Origin of the sequence: Nonomuraea diastatica, assembly GCF_004349015.1 — a bacterium.
In the GTDB taxonomy this organism is placed as follows: domain Bacteria; phylum Actinomycetota; class Actinomycetes; order Streptosporangiales; family Streptosporangiaceae; genus Nonomuraea; species Nonomuraea diastatica.
This window is the reverse complement of the sequence record NZ_SMKP01000004.1, coordinates 43,238-58,160: the sequence shown is the minus strand read 5'-3', so window position 1 is coordinate 58,160 and position 14,923 is coordinate 43,238. Positions and strand designations below refer to the sequence as shown.

The following is a 14,923-nucleotide window of genomic DNA, read 5'->3' as shown; positions in this document are numbered from 1 at the left end:
CATCCTGTCCCCGAACCGCTTCACAGGTTGAACCCTAAACGGCTGTGGAACGATACTGCGCGACGCGCGCGGCTTTCACGGCGCGCGGCTCTCATGGCGACGCGTGCGGTTCACGCGGTGACCACGTCGGCGACGATCACCGTGGCGTCGCCCTCCGGTTCCAGGGCGGCCATCTCGTCGTACAGGCGGTCCAGGCACGCGGCAGGTGACGAGCCGCTCGCGAGCAGCGCCTTCAGCCGGGCGGCGCCGAGGGCGCGGGTCAAGCCCGCCGTGACGATGGCCACGCGGTCGCCTGAGCGCAGGGGCAGCGTCCCGGTCTCCGGGGTGAGCGTCGACAGCAGGCCGGGCCCGCGCGTCATCGGGCCGCCGCCGAAGGTGTTCGCCGTCGTGAGCGGCCGCGGCTCCTCACCCTTCGCACAGTGCCAGATGGCGCCGTCGCCGACGTGGGCGTAGCGCAGGCGCGGTTGCCGATCCTGGTCGAGGACGACCAGATCCAGCGAGCTGACCAGACCGGTCCCGCCAGAGGCGGGCAGAGCGGAGCCGCCGGAGCCGGGTCCGGCAGAGTCGGATGCGACAGTGGCGGGTCCGGCGGGCAGGGTGGCCTCGGATCCGGAAGGGTCGGGTCCGGCGGGCAGGGTGGACTCGGATGCGGCGGTGGCGGGTCCGGCGGCATGGTGCAGGGCGGCGGCGCGTAGCGTGCGGTGGGCCGCGTGGGCGCACTCGCCGAGGTCCTTCTCCCGCGTCCCCGCGTGCTGCGGCCCGGCGGCCACCACCGCTGCCAGGGTGAGGGCCGCCGCGGTGTGGGCGTGTTCCGCGCCGCCCGCGCAGTGCGCCGCCGTGGGGAATGACGGCCGAACAGCCGTCATGCCGCAGGGGGAGCGGCGGATCAGGGTCGGGGGAGGACGGTGATCGACCGCAGCAGAGCCGACCCGAGGAAGCGACCATGCGACCCATCTCCCCATTCGCCGCCACGGCTGGCGCGATCTACCCGCTCACCCCTGCGGCGTGCGTTAATCTGAGACCCGTCTTGTGCTCTCACTGCGAGCGGGCGGCGCATGTCTCACCGCGGTTCCACGAGGTACGACTCGGCGGCCAGGCAACTGGAGCAGGCCGCCGCGCGCATCGGGGCCGGTTCCCGGGCCGTGATCGGCCTGGTGGCGGTCGTCGCGGCGGTCCTCGGCGCCGTGCCGCCCGTCTCGGTGTCGTGGCTGGCGCCCGCGCTGGCGATCCACCTGCTCTGGACCGTTCTCTTCCTGCGGGTGGCCTGGCGCAGGAATCCGCTGCCTTCCTGGCTGGCGGCCGGTGATGTGGCCGTCACCGTCACGCTCTGCCTCGCGCAGCGCCACCTCGTGGCGGTGGACGCGCTCGCCGCGAACGCGAGCTGGATCTCCGGGCTGGTCACCATGAGCGTGATCGTCGCCGGCATCGCCTGGCGGCCTGCGATCGCCGTGCCCGCCGGGCTGGCCGTGGCGGCGGCGTACCTGGTGGGGGCCCGGTTCGCGGTGCCGCATCAGGGCGTTGTGAGCACGCTGGCGATCCACCTCATGCAGATCCTGGCCATCGCGCTGCTGATGACGCTGCTGCGCCGCTGCGCCGCCTCGGCCGACGCATTCCTGCGCGACAGCGCGCGCGCCGAGGTCACGCTCATGGTCGAGCGGCTGCGCCGCGAGGACGAACTCCGCCAGGTCGGCAGCGTCCACGAGACGTCGCTGCACACGCTGACCATGGTCGGCCTGGGCACCTACGACCGGCCGTCGGAAACGCTGCGCCGCCAGGCTGCGACCGACCTGGCGGCGCTGGAACGGCTGCGCGACAGGCCGGATGCGGGCACCGCGGCCATCGCCCTCGACGCCCTGCTCGACGAGGTGGCCGGCCAGGCCACGAGCCTGGAGGTACGCAGGAGCCTGACGCCGGAGACGGTGCCGGGAGACGTCGCCGAGCGGTTCGCCCGCGCCGTCAACGAGGCGCTGGCGAACATCGCCCGGCACGCCGGCGTACGCGAGGCCGAGCTGCTCTCCAGCAGCCGCGACGGCGAGATCAGGGTGGAGGTCGCCGACGCGGGCGCCGGCTTCGACGTCGAACAAGTGCCGCCCGACCGGTTCGGCGTGCGCGGCTCGATCCTCGGCACGATGCGCTCCCTCCCGAACGCCGGCGCCGACATCAGCTCGGGGACCGGCGGTACCCGGGTGAGCCTGTGGTGGCGGCCATGACCGGCGACATCGAGGAGGTGGCGCACCGCTACACGCTCTATTCCGCGATCGGCGCCGTCGTGATCGCCACGGTCTGGCACACGGGCTACGACCTCACCGTCACCATCACCGGCTGGGAGTCCTTCCGCTGGCCCCTGCTCGCGGCCGCCGCCTGGATCGCCTACACCGCCATCGGCGTCGTCGCCGCGCTGTCGTTGTTGCGCACGTTCACCGGCCCGGCCAGGGCCCGCGAGCTGGCCGTCGCCGTGCTCGTCCTGGACGTCGCGGTGATCGTGGCCTGCCGGCCGCAGGACCTGATCGGCCCCATCGACTGGGGATGGGGCTCGGTGGGCTGGCTCGGCGTCATGCTGCTGTGGAACCGGCCGCGCTGGCGGGCCGAGGCCATCGTGTTCCTGTCGGCCAACGCCGGCATCATGCTGGTGGCGATGATCGCCACGGGCACGGTCGACCGCGTCTCCCTCGCCAAATACCTCATGGTCATCGTCGGCAGTGTCACGCTCCAGCTCGGCTACATGGCGGGCTGCCACACCCTGCGCGTGCGCGCCGAGGACGCCGCGCTGCTGGCCCGCCGGCTGGCCGCCGACGACGCCTGGCGCGAGTCCGCCCAGCGCATCCACGCCGACCGGCTCCGCCGCTACGAAGCCATCCGCGAGGTGGCGGAGTCGATGCTCAAGCAGCTCGCCGCCGGGGCCGACCCCGGCGATTCCCGGGTACGCGGCGACTGCACGGCCGGCGCCATGCGGCTGCGGCGGCTCATCACGGAGCGCGAGGAGGTGCCGGACGAGCTGGTGTCCGTGCTGCGCGAGCACATCGACGCGGCCGAGCGGCGGCAGGTCCTGGTGACGGCGCCGCCGTTCGGCGAGCGCCTGCCCGCGCTGCCTGACGGCGTGCGCGAGGACCTCCTCAGAGCACCCGTCGCGGCTCTGGACGGGGCCAGGACGAGGGCCAGGGTGACCGTGTCCGCGATGTCGGCCATGGTGAGCGTGGCGGTCGTCGCCGACAACGACGACCTGCCGGTCAGCCCCGCTCCGGTGCGAGAGCCCAGCGGGGTCGTCGTCACCTATCAGCGGCAGGGAGGGGAGGTATGGGTCAACAGCATCTGGCAGCGCCCATGACAGCGCCCATGACAGCGTCCACGACAGCGTCCACGACAGCGTCCACGACTGGGCCCACGACTGGGCCCCTGACGGTGGCGCTGGTGGAGGACCACCAGGTCGTGGTGGACGGCGTGCGCTCGTGGTTCGGATCGCACGGCCAGGTGGAGCTGGTCGCGCAGGGGCCCACCATCGAGTCGGTCCGCGGCACACCCGCCGACGTGCTGCTGCTCGACCTCAACCTCAACGGCACCATGGTCGTCGACCGGGTCGCCGAGCTGTGCGCCGGCGGGCAGCGGGTCATCGTCTTCTCCGAACACGAGGAGCCCGAGACGGTGCGCGCGGTGCTCGACGCGGGCGCCGCGGCCTTCATCGGCAAGGGGCGGGCGACCCGTGACTCGTGTCTGGAGACGATCCTGGAGGTGGCCGCCGACCGGCCGAGCATGACACCCCCGATGGCTCAGGCCATCGCCACGGACGAAGGGCCGCACCGGCCGCAGCTGTCCGACAAGGAGCGGGCGGCGCTGCTGTTCTGGTTTCAGTCGATGTCGAAGGCCTCGGTGGCGGCGCGGATGGGGATCAAGGAACGGACCGTGCGGCAGTACATCGACCGGGCCAGGGTCAAGTACGCGGCGGCCGGCCGGCCCGCGCCCACCAAGGAGAAGCTGCTCATCTGCGCCATCCAGGACGGTCTGCTCCAGCCCGACGAGGTGACCGTCTACACGTCGCTGGCGGCTCGCACACCCCGATCGGGGGTGAGCGCCTGACCTCGGTCCTCCTGGCAGGAGGGGGCCGGCAGGACCGAGGATCAGGTCAAGGCGAGCGAGCGCTCAGCGCCGACCGCGAATGAGCACGGCGGGATCGAAACCGACCGGGAACGGCGTCGTCAGGTGCGCGACAGCGCCTGCCTTGTGGACGGCCGGCGCGTCATACCTGTCGTCGTCGAGCTCGTAGACGTAGAGGACCGGCTCTTCCTCCAAGTCGATGCGCCAGTAGGCCGGGATGCCCGCCTTCGCATAGGCGAGGGCCTTGAAGCCCTCATCGCGGATGCTGGTGCTCGGGCTGCCCACCTCCACGGCGAGCAGGAGCTCTTCGGGCGAGAACATGAGCTCGTCGGTGTGCAACGACTCTTCGGTCGCGACGACGAAGTCGGGGATGTAGAGGTCGTGGGCGCTGACTCTCAGATTAACGGTCGAAAGGAGCACCAGCTCAGGTGGCGCGGCTTCGTCTAGGATGCGCTGCAGCTGGTAGAGGGCGAGTTGATGCAGCTTTTTGGGAGCAGGGCTCACCAGTAGGCTCCCGTTGCAGAGCTCGTATCGGTTCCCGTCGTCGGGGAACTTGAGCAGGTCATCGACGGTGAACGGCGGCGCACCTGGGAGAACCGTGCGCCCGGTGGTCGGCTCATCCGCGGCCGTTTCGCTCTTCGGTTCGATCGTCGCCATTGCGGTCACCCACTCAGTATCGCGAGCCTCGCCCTTGCCCACATGCTACTTCCCCGCTTTCCGTCACTGTCAGTCACGGAAAACTACGCCCGGGGGTGGCCTGGTTTCCTCCACGGGGTTGAAACTTTCATCCCACTCCCAAAGGTTTCGGGAAAGCCCTTTCCACAGCTCATCCCACAGGTCACCACAAGCAGGGTGACAACGGGTGAGATGTTGACATATCCCGTTATTTGTATGACCTTCCCCGGCCAGATACCGTCCCTGGCAGGAGCGCTCCCAACCACCGGACCCCCGACCGGAACACGGAGACCGCCATGCCCCGAGTCCGACCTCACCCCTGGGCCCAACCCTGGGCGCGGCGCGCCCTCGCGCTGCTGTTGTCCCTGGTGACGGTCTGCGCCATCGCACTGTACGGCCCCATGATCGGTACGGCGTCGGCGCACGGCTCGGTCGTCGACCCGGCGTCCCGCAACTACGGCTGCTGGCTGCGCTGGGGCAGCGACTTCCAGAACCCCGCCATGCAGCAGCAGGACCCGATGTGCTGGCAGGCCTGGCAGGACAACACGAACGCCATGTGGAACTGGAACGGGCTCTACCGCGACAACGTCGGCGGCAACCACCAGGCCGCGATCCCCAACGGCCAGCTCTGCAGCGCCGGCCGGACGCAGGACGGTCGCTACCGCTCGATGGACACCCCGGGGCCGTGGACCATGGCCAACCTCGGCGGCACCTTCGACATCCGGCTGAACGACCAGGCCCGCCACGGCGCCGACTACATCAGGGTCTACATCACCCGCCAGGGCTACAACGCCACCACCACGCCGCTGGGCTGGAACCACCTGGAGCTCGTCCGGGAGACCCCGAGATACGCGCCCGGCGAGACGTACATGATCAACGGCATCAGCAAGGGCTCGCGCACCGGCCGCCACGTGATCTACACGATCTGGAAGGCCTCGCACATGGACCAGACGTACTACATCTGCAGCGACGTCAACTTCAGCTGAGCCACCTCACGCGCCGGGCGCTCGCGCCCGGCGCGTCACCGGCTGGTCGAGGCGCGCACGGCCAGCTCTATCGGATGCACCCGTTCGGTGCCCGCCCGCGCGGCCCCCGCCAGCAGCTCGAACAGCAGCTCGGCGCAGCTCGCCCCGGCCTCGCGCGGCCGCAGGTCGATCGCGGTGATCGGCGGATCGGCGAGCCGGGTGGCGGCGCTGTCGACGCACGAGGCGAGCAGCACGTCGCCGCCGGCCTCGCGCAGCAGAGGCGCCACCTCGGTCGCCGCGCCCGCGGGCGCGCACACCAGGGCGTCGAGCGGCTCCGAACGGAGCAGGTCGCGGGCGGCGGCACGGATCTCGTCGCCCGTCGCGTCGAAGGACACCCGCCGGACGAGCGGCACAACCCCCTGATCGGCGCACCAGCCGAGATAGCCGCGGTGCAGGCTGGCCGCCCAGTCGCTCTCGTCGCCGGCCACGATGAGCGCGGGCCGTGCCGCCCCCGCCGACCGCAGGTGGCCGAGCAGCCGGGCGAGCATCTCGGCGTGCTCGGACCACACCACGCCGTCGGCCTGCCGGTCGCCGGGGAACCGTTCGCAGGAGACCGTCGGCAGGCCCGTCGCCATCAGGCTCTCCACCACCGGGTCGCCGCCGAGCGGGTCGCCGAGCACCAGGCCGTCGACACGCGGCGGGCGTGGGCGCCGCTGGCCCGAGGTGATCAGCGTGACGTCGTAGTCGTGCCGCGCGGCCTGCTCGACCACGCCGAACACGAATGACATGTAGTAGGACGAGCGGGTGAGCACCTCGGGCACGTGCAGGCCGATGGTGCCGGTGCTGGCCCTGCGCAGGTGGCGGGCCGAGCCGTTGGGCACGTAGCCCAGCCGCTCGGCGACCTGGGCGACCGCCGCGCGCGTCGCCTCGGACACCCGCCCGGAGCCGCGCAGAGCGTCGGAGGCCGTGGTCTTGGACACCCCCGCCTCCTTGGCGACGGTGAGGATGGTGACCGGCTCGTCTGTCTGCACGCCCCGCATCGTAGCCCGCCCGGTAAACGATGCGTTTCACCTGGGCTCCGGGTCTTGTCTAGCTTCCGCCCTCCGCATTAGGTTGGCGCGAAACCTTTGCCGGAACGTTCCGGCATCAGAAAGGGGCGGAGTGTTGCACCTGACCACCGGGAAGCGTCCCCATCCTCTCGATCCCCTCGCCGCGCAGGAGATCGACGAGGTCAGGCGGGTCCTGCTCGACGAGGGCCTGCTGACCGAGCGGGTGCGCGTGGCCTACCTCGGGCTGGAGGAGCCGCCGAAGGACGAGGTGCTGGCCGGCGAGGAGAGCACGCCCTCCGGCCGCCGCGCCCGGGTGCTCCTCATCGACCTCGCCACCGAGACGTCCGCCGATGTGATCGTGTCGCTCGGCGCCGGAGAGGCGGGCGCGCGGGTGGAGTCGCGTACGCCGATCGACCCGGTCGAAAGCGGCCAGGTGCCGATGCTGGACGAGGATCACGCGCTGGTCAGGCAGGTGCTCAGGGCCGACGCGGGCTGGGCCGGGGCGCTCGCGCGCCGCGGGATCACCGACCCGGCGGGCGTCTACCTGGCCGCGCTCAGCGCGGGCCACTACGGCCTGCCGGCAGAGGAGGGCCGCCGGGTGGCGCGGGTGCTGGCGCACGTGATGCCCACACCGCAGAGCCTGCCGTGGGCGCACCCGGTGGACGGCCTGGTCGCATACGTCGACCTGGTCAAGGGCGAGGTCATGGAGATCGTCGACACCGGCCCGCAACCCGTCCCCGCGGAGCCCGGCGACTACGCTCAGGGGCCGCACCGCACCACGCAGAAGCCGATCCACATCACCCAGCCGGAGGGCCCCAGCTTCACCGTGGACGGCCCGCTCGTCACCTGGGAGAAGTGGAGCCTGCGGCTCGGCTACGACATGCGCGAAGGCCTCACCCTGCACCAGATCGGATTCGAGGACGGCGGCCGCACCAGGCCCGTCGTCTACCGGGCGTCGGTGGCCGAGATGCTGGTGCCGTACGGCGACCCGAGCCCGGTCCGGTTCTGGCAGAACTACTTCGACACCGGCGAATACCAGCTCGGGAAGCTGGCCAACTCGCTGGAGCTCGGCTGCGACTGCCTCGGCGAGATCACGTACTTCGACGCCGTCGTCACGGACGGCGCCTGCGTGCCCAAGGTGATCACGAACGCCATCTGCATGCACGAGGAGGACTACGGCGTGCTCTGGAAGCACACCGATCCCGCCAACGGGTCCAGGGAGACTCGCAGGCAGCGCCGCCTGGTCATCTCGTTCTTCGTCACCGTGGGCAACTACGACTACGGCTTCTACTGGTACCTCTACCTCGACGGCACCATCGAGCTGGAGGTGAAGGCCACCGGCATCGTCTTCACCGCCGCCTACGACGACAGGGCCGCCCCGTACGCGTCGGAGGTCGCGCCCGGGCTGGCGGCCCCCTACCACCAGCACCTGTTCAGCGCCCGGCTGGACATGACGGTGGACGGCGTGGCCAACGCGGTGGAGGAGGTCGAGGTGACCCGCCTGCCGATGGGCCCCGGCAACCCGTACGGCAACGCCATCGGCAGGGCCGTCACCCGCCTGCGCACGGAACGCGAGGCCCGGCGCGACGCCTACCTCGCCGCCGAGCGCACCTGGCACGTCGTCAACCCCTCGGCGCGCAACCGCCTGGGCCGCCCGGTCGGGTACGCGCTGTACCCCGAGGGCAAGCCCACCCTGCTCGCCGCCGAGGGCTCCTCGATCCGCCGCCGCGCGGAGTTCGCCACGCGGCACCTGTGGGTCACCCGCTACCACCCAGCGGAGCGTTACCCCGCCGGGGATCTGGTCAACCAGCATCCCGGCGGCGCGGGACTGCCCGCCTACACCAGGGCCGACCGCGACATCGACGGGCAGGACATCGTGCTGTGGCACACGTTCGGCCTCACGCATTTCCCCCGCGTGGAGGACTGGCCGATCATGCCGGTCGACACGTGCGGGTTCGTACTCAAGCCGGTCGGGTTCTTCGACCGGAACCCCACGCTCGACGTCCCGCCGAGCGCCGCCGAACGTTCCTGCCACTAGAGGAGTAGAGGCCCATGCGTCCCATACGCCTGGCCTGCGGTGTCGCGGCCGCCCTGCTGGCTACGGCCTGCGCCGCCACCGGAACGACCACCCAGCCCTCCACCGGCCCGCAGGCGGAGGCCGCGCCCGGCTACCTCGCCGTGGCCGACGACGCGCTGCCCTCGGGCGGCACGCTCAACCTGCAGGTCCACATCGACAGCGGTGCGGCCACCGGCTACGACCCGCAGCTCGCCGACGTCGCCACCACCTGGCAGCTGCTCTCGCTGGCCTACGAGACCCTGGTCACCGTGGGCCCCGACTTCAGCGTCCAGCCGCTGCTGGCCGAGAAGTGGGAGACGCCCTCGCCCACCGAGTACGTCTTCCACCTGCGCGAGGACGTCTCGTTCAGCAACGGCAGGAAGATGACGGCCGACGACGTGGTGGGGAGCTTCGAACGGCTGCTCGCGTCCGAGTCGGTGTGGCGCGGCCAGCTGGGCCCGGTCAAGTCGGTCGCCAAGGACGGTGACCACACGGTGAAGGTCACGCTGAAGGAGCCGTACACGCCGTTCCTGGCGGCCCTGGCCAACGTGCCCGCCGCGGTCCTGCCGATGAAGGAGGTCAACGACAAGTCGGTCGATCCTGCCACCACGCTGCTCGGCACCGGGCCGTACACGGTGGACAGCCACCGCCAGGACGTGTCGTGGACGTTCAAGCGCAACGACAAGTACTGGGCGAAGGGCAAGCCCGCGGCCGACACCCTCAACATCACCATCGCCCCCGAGGAGGCCGCGCGCGTCGCCGCCCTGCAGAACGGCAGCGCCGCCCTGGCCACGCTGGGCAACGTCGACTCGGCCGGCATGCTGGCCGGTGCCCGTGACGTGCAGGTCGTCACCCAGGCCACCACGGACTTCTACTACCTGATGCTCAACACGAAGGCGCCGAACTCGCGGAGCTCGAAGTTCGCCGACCCCAGGGTCCGCCAGGCGATCACCATCGCACTCGACCAGCAGCAGATCGCCGACATCGCGCTCGGCGGCAAGGGCAGGCCGAGCGCCGTCACCCCCGCGGGTCTGCCGGGCGCCTGCGACCCGGCCGCCCTGCCTTCGGCCTCGAAGGGCATCGACGAGGCCAAGAAGCTGCTGGCCGAGGCCGGCGCCCAGAACCTGACGTTCACGCTCAGCATCTACGCCACCCAGCCGGCCCCCGCGGTCGCCCAGGTCATCCAGCAGAACCTCCAGCAGGCCGGCATCACCGTCAAGATCGAGCAGATGGACGAGGCCGGCTGGTCCGGCAAGGTGTACGGCAAGGTGCCCGCCGAGTTCGACGCCGCCCTGTCGTGGTTCGCCGGATACGCCGACCCCGGCATGGTCACCAAGTGGTGGAACCCGGAGGAGGCCGGCTTCAACGTCGGCTTCATGACGCCCGACAAGGAGCTGAACGCGCTCATCGACGCGGCGGGCAAGGAGCCCGCCGGTGCCGCACGCGAGAAGGCGCTGGCCGCCGTGTGCGCCAAGGCCGACGCTGACGCGCAGATGATCCCGCTGGTCACCCGTCCCGCCACGGTCGCCTTCAGGAGCGACGCGCTCAGCCCCAGCCTCTACTCCACCGAGGGCTACGGCAACGTGCTGCGCCTGGTCGCCGACGCCCGCGTGAAGAAGTCCCAGTAACGATGCGGCTGCTGATGTGGTGGTCCGGCCGGGCGCTCAGCTCGGCCGCCACGCTCCTGGGCGTCTCCGTGCTGATTTTCGCGGCCGTGCGCCTGATGCCCGGCGGCTTCGCGGAGACCGTGCTGGGCCCGTTCGCCACCGCCGAGCAGAAGGCGGAGCTGGCCACCCGCTACGGTCTGGACCAGCCGGTGTTCATGCAGTACGGCCACTGGCTGGGCGCCGTCGCGGGCGGCGACTTCGGCATCTCCATGATCAGCCGCCAGCCGGTCGGCACGGAGCTGCTGGCCCGCCTGCCGGTGACCGCCGAGCTGTCCCTGCTGGCCGTGGCCGTCAGCGTGCTGGCCGGGGTGCCCCTCGGTGTGCTCACCGCCGTGCGCGCGGGCCGGAGCCCGGGCGGCGGCGGGGCCGCCGGGCGGCTGCTCAGCGGGCTCGGCGTCAGCGTTCCTGAGTTCGTGCTGGGCAGCCTGGTCGTCTTCGTCTTCTCCCGGTACGCGCTCGGCCTGGAGGTCGGCCCATGGGTGCCGCTCACCCAGGACCCCGCCCGCAACCTCGCCACGATGGTGCTGCCGGCCGCCGTCCTGTCGGTGTTCGCCATCTCCGTCACGGCCAGGACCACCCGCGACGCCGTCATGGGCGTGCTGGTCGAGCCGTACGTCACGGCCGCCGTCGGGCGCGGCGAGTCGCCGTGGTTCATCGTCAGGCACCACATCCTGCGCAACGCCGCAGCGCCGGTGGTCACGCTGCTCGGCACGATCACCGCGTACCTGCTGGGCGGGGCGCTGATCGTCGAGCACGTGTTCAACCTGCCGGGCGTCGGCTCTTACATCGTGCAGGCCGTCGGCCGCCGCGACTACGCGGTCGTGCAGGCCGGCGTGCTGCTGGCGGCCGGCGTGTTCATCGTCATGAACGTGGTCATCGACCTGCTCGTCGGGGTGCTCGATCCCCGGCTCGGCGTCACGGCGGGGAGGCGCTCATGAAGAGGCTGGACCGGCTGTCCCTCGGCGGGCTGGCCTGCCTGCTGGTCCTGGTGCTGTTCGCGCTGGGCTCGCTCGCCGGGGCCGGGGGAGACCCGGACGCGATCGTCGGCCCGCGCCTCCAGCCGCCGGGCCCCGGCTGGTGGCTGGGCACCGACAACCTGGGCCGCTCGATGGTGCCGCGCGTCATGGAGGGCGTGGGCACGACGCTGCTGTTGTCGTCGATCGCCGTGCTGGTGACGGCGGCGGTCAGCGCGACGTTCGGCATCATCGCCGGATACCGTGGCGGCTACCTCAACGAGCTGGTGATGCGCCTGGTGGAGGTCCTCTATTCCTTCCCCGCGATCGTGCTCGCCGTCCTGGTCGCCGCCGTGGTCGGCCCCGGCCAGGTCGCGGCGCTGGCCAGCATCGTGCTGGTGACGATCCCGCTCATGACCCGGCTGGTGCGGGCCGCCGCCGTGGCCGTGTCGCAGCGCGACTACGTCACCTCCGCGGTCATCAGCGGCGCGCGGCTGCCGCGCGTGCTCGGCCGTCACGTGCTGCCGAACGTGGCCGGCACGATCGCCGTGCAGGGCACGTACGCGCTGTCCGTCGGCATCGCGGTCGAGGGCGGGCTGAGCTTCCTCGGCTTCGGCGTGCAACCGCCGCAGGCCTCGCTCGGCGTGCTCATCCAGCAGGGCGGCACCTACATGATCGCCGCGCCCTGGCTGGTCCTCGGCCCCGGGGTGGTGCTGGTGGCGGCGATCCTGGCGATCAACGTGGTGGGCGACGGGCTGCGCGACCGGCTCGAACCCCGGGAGACGAGGTCACTCACATGAGCCTGCTCTCAGTACGGGACCTGGTGATCGACTACGCGGAGACCCGTGCCCTCGACGGGGCCGACCTGGAGGTCGCGCAAGGGGAGAAGGTCGGGCTCGTGGGCGAGAGCGGCTCGGGCAAGTCCACGCTCGGCTCCGCCGTCGGGCGGCTGCTGCCGCGGTCGGCGCGGCGCGGCGGCGGGGAGGTGCTGGTCGCAGGGGAACCGGTGTTCGACCTGCCCCCGGCGGGGGTGCGCCGGCTGCGCAGGAAACACCTCGGGTTCGTCTTCCAGGACCCGATCGGCTCGCTCGACCCGACGATGCGCGTCGGCGCCCAGCTCCGGCTCGTCCTCGGACGCGGCGCCGATGTCAGCGTCCATCTGGAGCGGGTCAAGCTCGACGACCCGCGCGTGGCGCGCGCGTACCCGCACCAGTTGTCGGGCGGCATGGCGCAGCGGGTGGCGGTCGCGATGGCCATGGCCACCTCGCCCGAGCTGCTCGTCGCCGACGAGCCGACCGCGGCGCTGGACAGCCAGGTGCGCGAGGAGGTGCTGAACGTGGTGTTCTCGCTGGCCGCCGACGCGGGGACGAGCCTGCTGTGGCTCAGCCACGACCTGCCCGCCGTCGCCCGCCGCTGCGACCGGGTCGCGGTCATGTACGGCGGCCGCGTCGTCGAGCACGGCCCGGCCCGCGAGGTGCTCGGCAAGCCCGCCCACCCGTACACGGCGGCGCTGGCCGGGTCGGCGCCCGCGGCGGCGGCCCACGGCGCCCGCCTGGAGCCGGTGCCGGGACGGCCGCCCGTGCTCACCGGGCCGTCGCCGGGCTGCGCGTTCGCCCCGCGCTGCGCGCTCGCCGTCGACCGCTGCCACCACGAGCGCCCCCAACCGGTCAGGGTGCGCGACCAGGACGTCCTGTGCCACCGGGCCGGCGAGGTGACGGCATGACCGGCGACACGCCAGGGACTGAGGCGATCCTCGAACTCGACGACGTCACCGTCACCTTCACGGCCGGGCCGCCGCTGCGGCGCATCCGGCTGGACGCCATGAAGCACGTCTCCCTGTCCGTGACCAAGGGGGAGACTTTCGGCCTGGTGGGGGAGTCCGGCTCGGGCAAGACGACCACCAGCCGGGTGGCGCTCGGCCTGCACCGGCCCACGAGCGGCGCCGTCAGGTTCGACGGCCGTCCCTTCCCCAAGCGGCGGCGCGAGCTGGCGGGCCGGATGCAGGCCGTGCTCCAGCACCCGCACTGGTCGCTCAACCCGAGGATGCGCGTCGGCCAGAGCGTCGCCGAGCCCCTGACGGTGCTCGGCCGCCCCGAGGGGGATCTGGTCACGGAGATGCTCGGCCACGTCGGCCTCGAGGAGTCGTTCGCCGCCCGCTACCCGCACGAGCTCTCCGGCGGCCAGCGGCAGCGCGTCTCCATCGCCCGCGCGCTGGTCACCAGGCCCGACTTCATCGTCTTCGACGAGGCGGTCAGCGCGCTGGACGTGTCCGTGCAGGTGCAGATCCTCAACCTGGTCAAGGATCTCCAGGGGGAGTACGGCTTCAGCGCGCTGTTCATCTCCCACGACCTCGGCGCGGTCCGCTACGTCGCCGACCGGATCGCGGTGATGCGCTCGGGCGAGGTCGTGGAGACAGCCGACACCGCCACCTTCTACGCCGCGCCCGCCCACGAGTACTCACGGCAACTACTGGAGGCCCTATGACCGACGAGCCACGGCTCGCCCAGCCGTCCGCGTTCGCCGCGGGGGTGCCGCGCAACGCGGACCTGCCGCTGACCCCGCAGCCCAGCCCCGGGCGCGGATCCGTGACGTTCGACCTGCCCGGCGTGCACGTCGGCACCGCCGAGTACGGCGAGGGCCCCACCGGCTGCACCGTGATCCACGTTCCCGCGGGCGCGCGCACGGCGGTGGACGCCCGCGGCGGCGCGGTCGGGATGAGCGGCGGCTACGACTTCAACCACGCCATCTGCCTGGCGGGCGGCTCGGTCTACGGGCTGGCCGCGGCGGCGGGGGTGAGCGACGAGCTGCTCGCCCGCAGGGACAACCGGACCAGGTGGGACGACCTGCAGCTCGTGTCCGGCGCGGTCATCTACGACTTCTCCTGCCGCGACAGCGCCGTCTATCCGGACGCCGAGCTGGGCCGGGCCGCGCTGCGCCAGGCGCGGGAGGGCCGGTTCCCCGTGGGCCGGTGTGGCGCGGGCCGCACGGCCAGCGCGGGCAAGGTCGAGTTCGGCAGGGCCGAGTTCGCCGGGCAGGGGGCCGCGTTCGGCGCGTTCGGCGAGGCCAAGGTGCTGGTCGCGACCGTGGTCAACGCCGTGGGCACGGTGGTGGACCGGGACGGCCGGATCGTGCGCGGCAACTACCACGCCGACGAGGGGGTCCGGCGCCACCCGCGCGACGACTACGCCGAGACGATCGGCGAGCCCGCTCCGGCCGTCATGGGCAACACCACGCTGACCGTGATGGTGACGAACGTGCGGTTGGCGGACGTCGAGCTGCTCCAGGTGGGCAGGCAGGTGCACAGCTCCATGCACCGCGGCATCCAGCCGTTCCACACCCTGACGGACGGCGACGTGCTGTTCGCGATGACCACCGACGAGGTGGATCTGGCGGGCGTCAAGCCGACGGGCCTCGGGACGCTGGCGTCCGAGGTCGCCTGGGACGCGGTCCTGAGCGCGGTGGAATAGGC

General features: G+C 72.0%; 14 protein-coding genes. 11 read left to right on the top strand and 3 right to left on the bottom strand.

From position 1 onward, the window contains the following. Nucleotides 1-110 precede the first annotated feature (110 nt). Nucleotides 111-866, bottom strand: coding sequence for a PP2C family serine/threonine-protein phosphatase (locus E1294_RS02110; RefSeq protein ID WP_132503915.1), 756 nt, complete (start codon nt 864-866; stop codon nt 111-113). Between the two features lie 189 nt (nt 867-1,055). Between E1294_RS02110 and E1294_RS02105 the strand changes: the two genes are divergently transcribed. Genes E1294_RS02105 through E1294_RS02095 form a run of 3 tightly spaced genes read left to right on the top strand, consistent with a single transcriptional unit; the run spans nt 1,056 to nt 4,071 of the window. Further along, the gene (locus tag E1294_RS02105; protein WP_165977034.1) at nt 1,056-2,210 is read left to right on the top strand and encodes a sensor histidine kinase; all 1,155 of its coding nucleotides are present in this window, start codon (nt 1,056-1,058) and stop codon (nt 2,208-2,210) included. Beyond that, on the top strand, nt 2,207-3,325 hold the full coding sequence (locus E1294_RS02100; protein WP_132503913.1) for a hypothetical protein: 1,119 nt from the start codon (nt 2,207-2,209) through the stop codon (nt 3,323-3,325). The genes E1294_RS02105 and E1294_RS02100 overlap by 4 nt, the downstream gene beginning before the upstream one ends. An 8-nt stretch (nt 3,326-3,333) precedes the next feature. Next, nucleotides 3,334-4,071 (top strand): response regulator, encoded by a 738-nt coding sequence (locus E1294_RS02095; protein ID WP_132503912.1) that lies wholly within the window; start codon nt 3,334-3,336, stop codon nt 4,069-4,071. Between the two features lie 63 nt (nt 4,072-4,134). Here the strand turns inward: E1294_RS02095 and E1294_RS02090 are convergent, their stop codons facing one another. Then, nucleotides 4,135-4,746 (bottom strand): Uma2 family endonuclease, encoded by a 612-nt coding sequence (locus tag E1294_RS02090; RefSeq protein WP_132503911.1) that lies wholly within the window; start codon nt 4,744-4,746, stop codon nt 4,135-4,137. A gap of 314 nt (nt 4,747-5,060) precedes the next feature. On the opposite strand from E1294_RS02090, the gene E1294_RS02085 reads away from it, so the two are divergent. Next, complete coding sequence (locus E1294_RS02085; protein WP_132503910.1) at nt 5,061-5,750, top strand: lytic polysaccharide monooxygenase auxiliary activity family 9 protein; 690 nt, start codon at nt 5,061-5,063, stop codon at nt 5,748-5,750. Between the two features lie 35 nt (nt 5,751-5,785). On the opposite strand, the gene E1294_RS02080 is transcribed toward E1294_RS02085, so the two are convergent. Further along, nucleotides 5,786-6,760 carry a LacI family DNA-binding transcriptional regulator gene (locus tag E1294_RS02080; protein WP_220447507.1) on the bottom strand — a complete coding sequence of 325 codons (975 nt, stop codon included), beginning with the start codon at nt 6,758-6,760 and terminating at the stop codon, nt 5,786-5,788. Nucleotides 6,761-6,893: 133 nt separating this feature from the next. Here E1294_RS02080 and E1294_RS02075 point away from each other — a divergent pair, with 133 nt between their 5' ends. From E1294_RS02075 to E1294_RS02045, 7 genes are read left to right on the top strand one after another with little or no spacing between them, the layout of a single operon-like run. After that, nucleotides 6,894-8,816: a primary-amine oxidase gene (locus E1294_RS02075; RefSeq protein WP_246082758.1), complete on the top strand. Its 1,923-nt coding sequence runs from the start codon at nt 6,894-6,896 to the stop codon at nt 8,814-8,816. Nucleotides 8,817-8,830: 14 nt separating this feature from the next. Beyond that, the gene (locus E1294_RS02070; RefSeq protein ID WP_132503908.1) at nt 8,831-10,462 is read left to right on the top strand and encodes an ABC transporter substrate-binding protein; all 1,632 of its coding nucleotides are present in this window, start codon (nt 8,831-8,833) and stop codon (nt 10,460-10,462) included. A 2-nt stretch (nt 10,463-10,464) separates the two neighbouring features. Beyond that, entirely contained in the window at nt 10,465-11,439 is a 975-nt protein-coding gene (locus E1294_RS02065) for an ABC transporter permease (protein ID WP_132503907.1), read from the top strand. Beyond that, entirely contained in the window at nt 11,436-12,254 is an 819-nt protein-coding gene (locus E1294_RS02060) for an ABC transporter permease (RefSeq protein ID WP_132503906.1), read from the top strand. The genes E1294_RS02065 and E1294_RS02060 overlap by 4 nt, the downstream gene beginning before the upstream one ends. Further along, a complete protein-coding gene (locus tag E1294_RS02055; protein ID WP_132503905.1) occupies nt 12,251-13,177 on the top strand; it encodes an ABC transporter ATP-binding protein in 927 nt (308 codons plus the stop codon). Before E1294_RS02060 ends, E1294_RS02055 begins: the two co-directional genes overlap by 4 nt. Then, complete coding sequence (locus E1294_RS02050; RefSeq protein WP_132503904.1) at nt 13,174-13,938, top strand: ABC transporter ATP-binding protein; 765 nt, start codon at nt 13,174-13,176, stop codon at nt 13,936-13,938. Before E1294_RS02055 ends, E1294_RS02050 begins: the two co-directional genes overlap by 4 nt. Continuing rightward, nucleotides 13,935-14,921 (top strand): P1 family peptidase, encoded by a 987-nt coding sequence (locus E1294_RS02045; RefSeq protein ID WP_132503903.1) that lies wholly within the window; start codon nt 13,935-13,937, stop codon nt 14,919-14,921. The genes E1294_RS02050 and E1294_RS02045 overlap by 4 nt, the downstream gene beginning before the upstream one ends. Nucleotides 14,922-14,923 lie beyond the last annotated feature (2 nt).

Coding starts and splice junctions, on each gene's coding strand:
- E1294_RS02110 (WP_132503915.1), bottom strand. CDS start 866: ATGACGGCTGTTCGGCCGTCATTCCCCACGGCGGCGCACTGCGCGGGC.
- E1294_RS02105 (WP_165977034.1), top strand. CDS start 1,056: ATGTCTCACCGCGGTTCCACGAGGTACGACTCGGCGGCCAGGCAACTG.
- E1294_RS02100 (WP_132503913.1), top strand. CDS start 2,207: ATGACCGGCGACATCGAGGAGGTGGCGCACCGCTACACGCTCTATTCC.
- E1294_RS02095 (WP_132503912.1), top strand. CDS start 3,334: ATGACAGCGTCCACGACAGCGTCCACGACAGCGTCCACGACTGGGCCC.
- E1294_RS02090 (WP_132503911.1), bottom strand. CDS start 4,746: ATGGCGACGATCGAACCGAAGAGCGAAACGGCCGCGGATGAGCCGACC.
- E1294_RS02085 (WP_132503910.1), top strand. CDS start 5,061: ATGCCCCGAGTCCGACCTCACCCCTGGGCCCAACCCTGGGCGCGGCGC.
- E1294_RS02070 (WP_132503908.1), top strand. CDS start 8,831: ATGCGTCCCATACGCCTGGCCTGCGGTGTCGCGGCCGCCCTGCTGGCT.
- E1294_RS02065 (WP_132503907.1), top strand. CDS start 10,465: ATGCGGCTGCTGATGTGGTGGTCCGGCCGGGCGCTCAGCTCGGCCGCC.
- E1294_RS02060 (WP_132503906.1), top strand. CDS start 11,436: ATGAAGAGGCTGGACCGGCTGTCCCTCGGCGGGCTGGCCTGCCTGCTG.
- E1294_RS02055 (WP_132503905.1), top strand. CDS start 12,251: ATGAGCCTGCTCTCAGTACGGGACCTGGTGATCGACTACGCGGAGACC.
- E1294_RS02050 (WP_132503904.1), top strand. CDS start 13,174: ATGACCGGCGACACGCCAGGGACTGAGGCGATCCTCGAACTCGACGAC.
- E1294_RS02045 (WP_132503903.1), top strand. CDS start 13,935: ATGACCGACGAGCCACGGCTCGCCCAGCCGTCCGCGTTCGCCGCGGGG.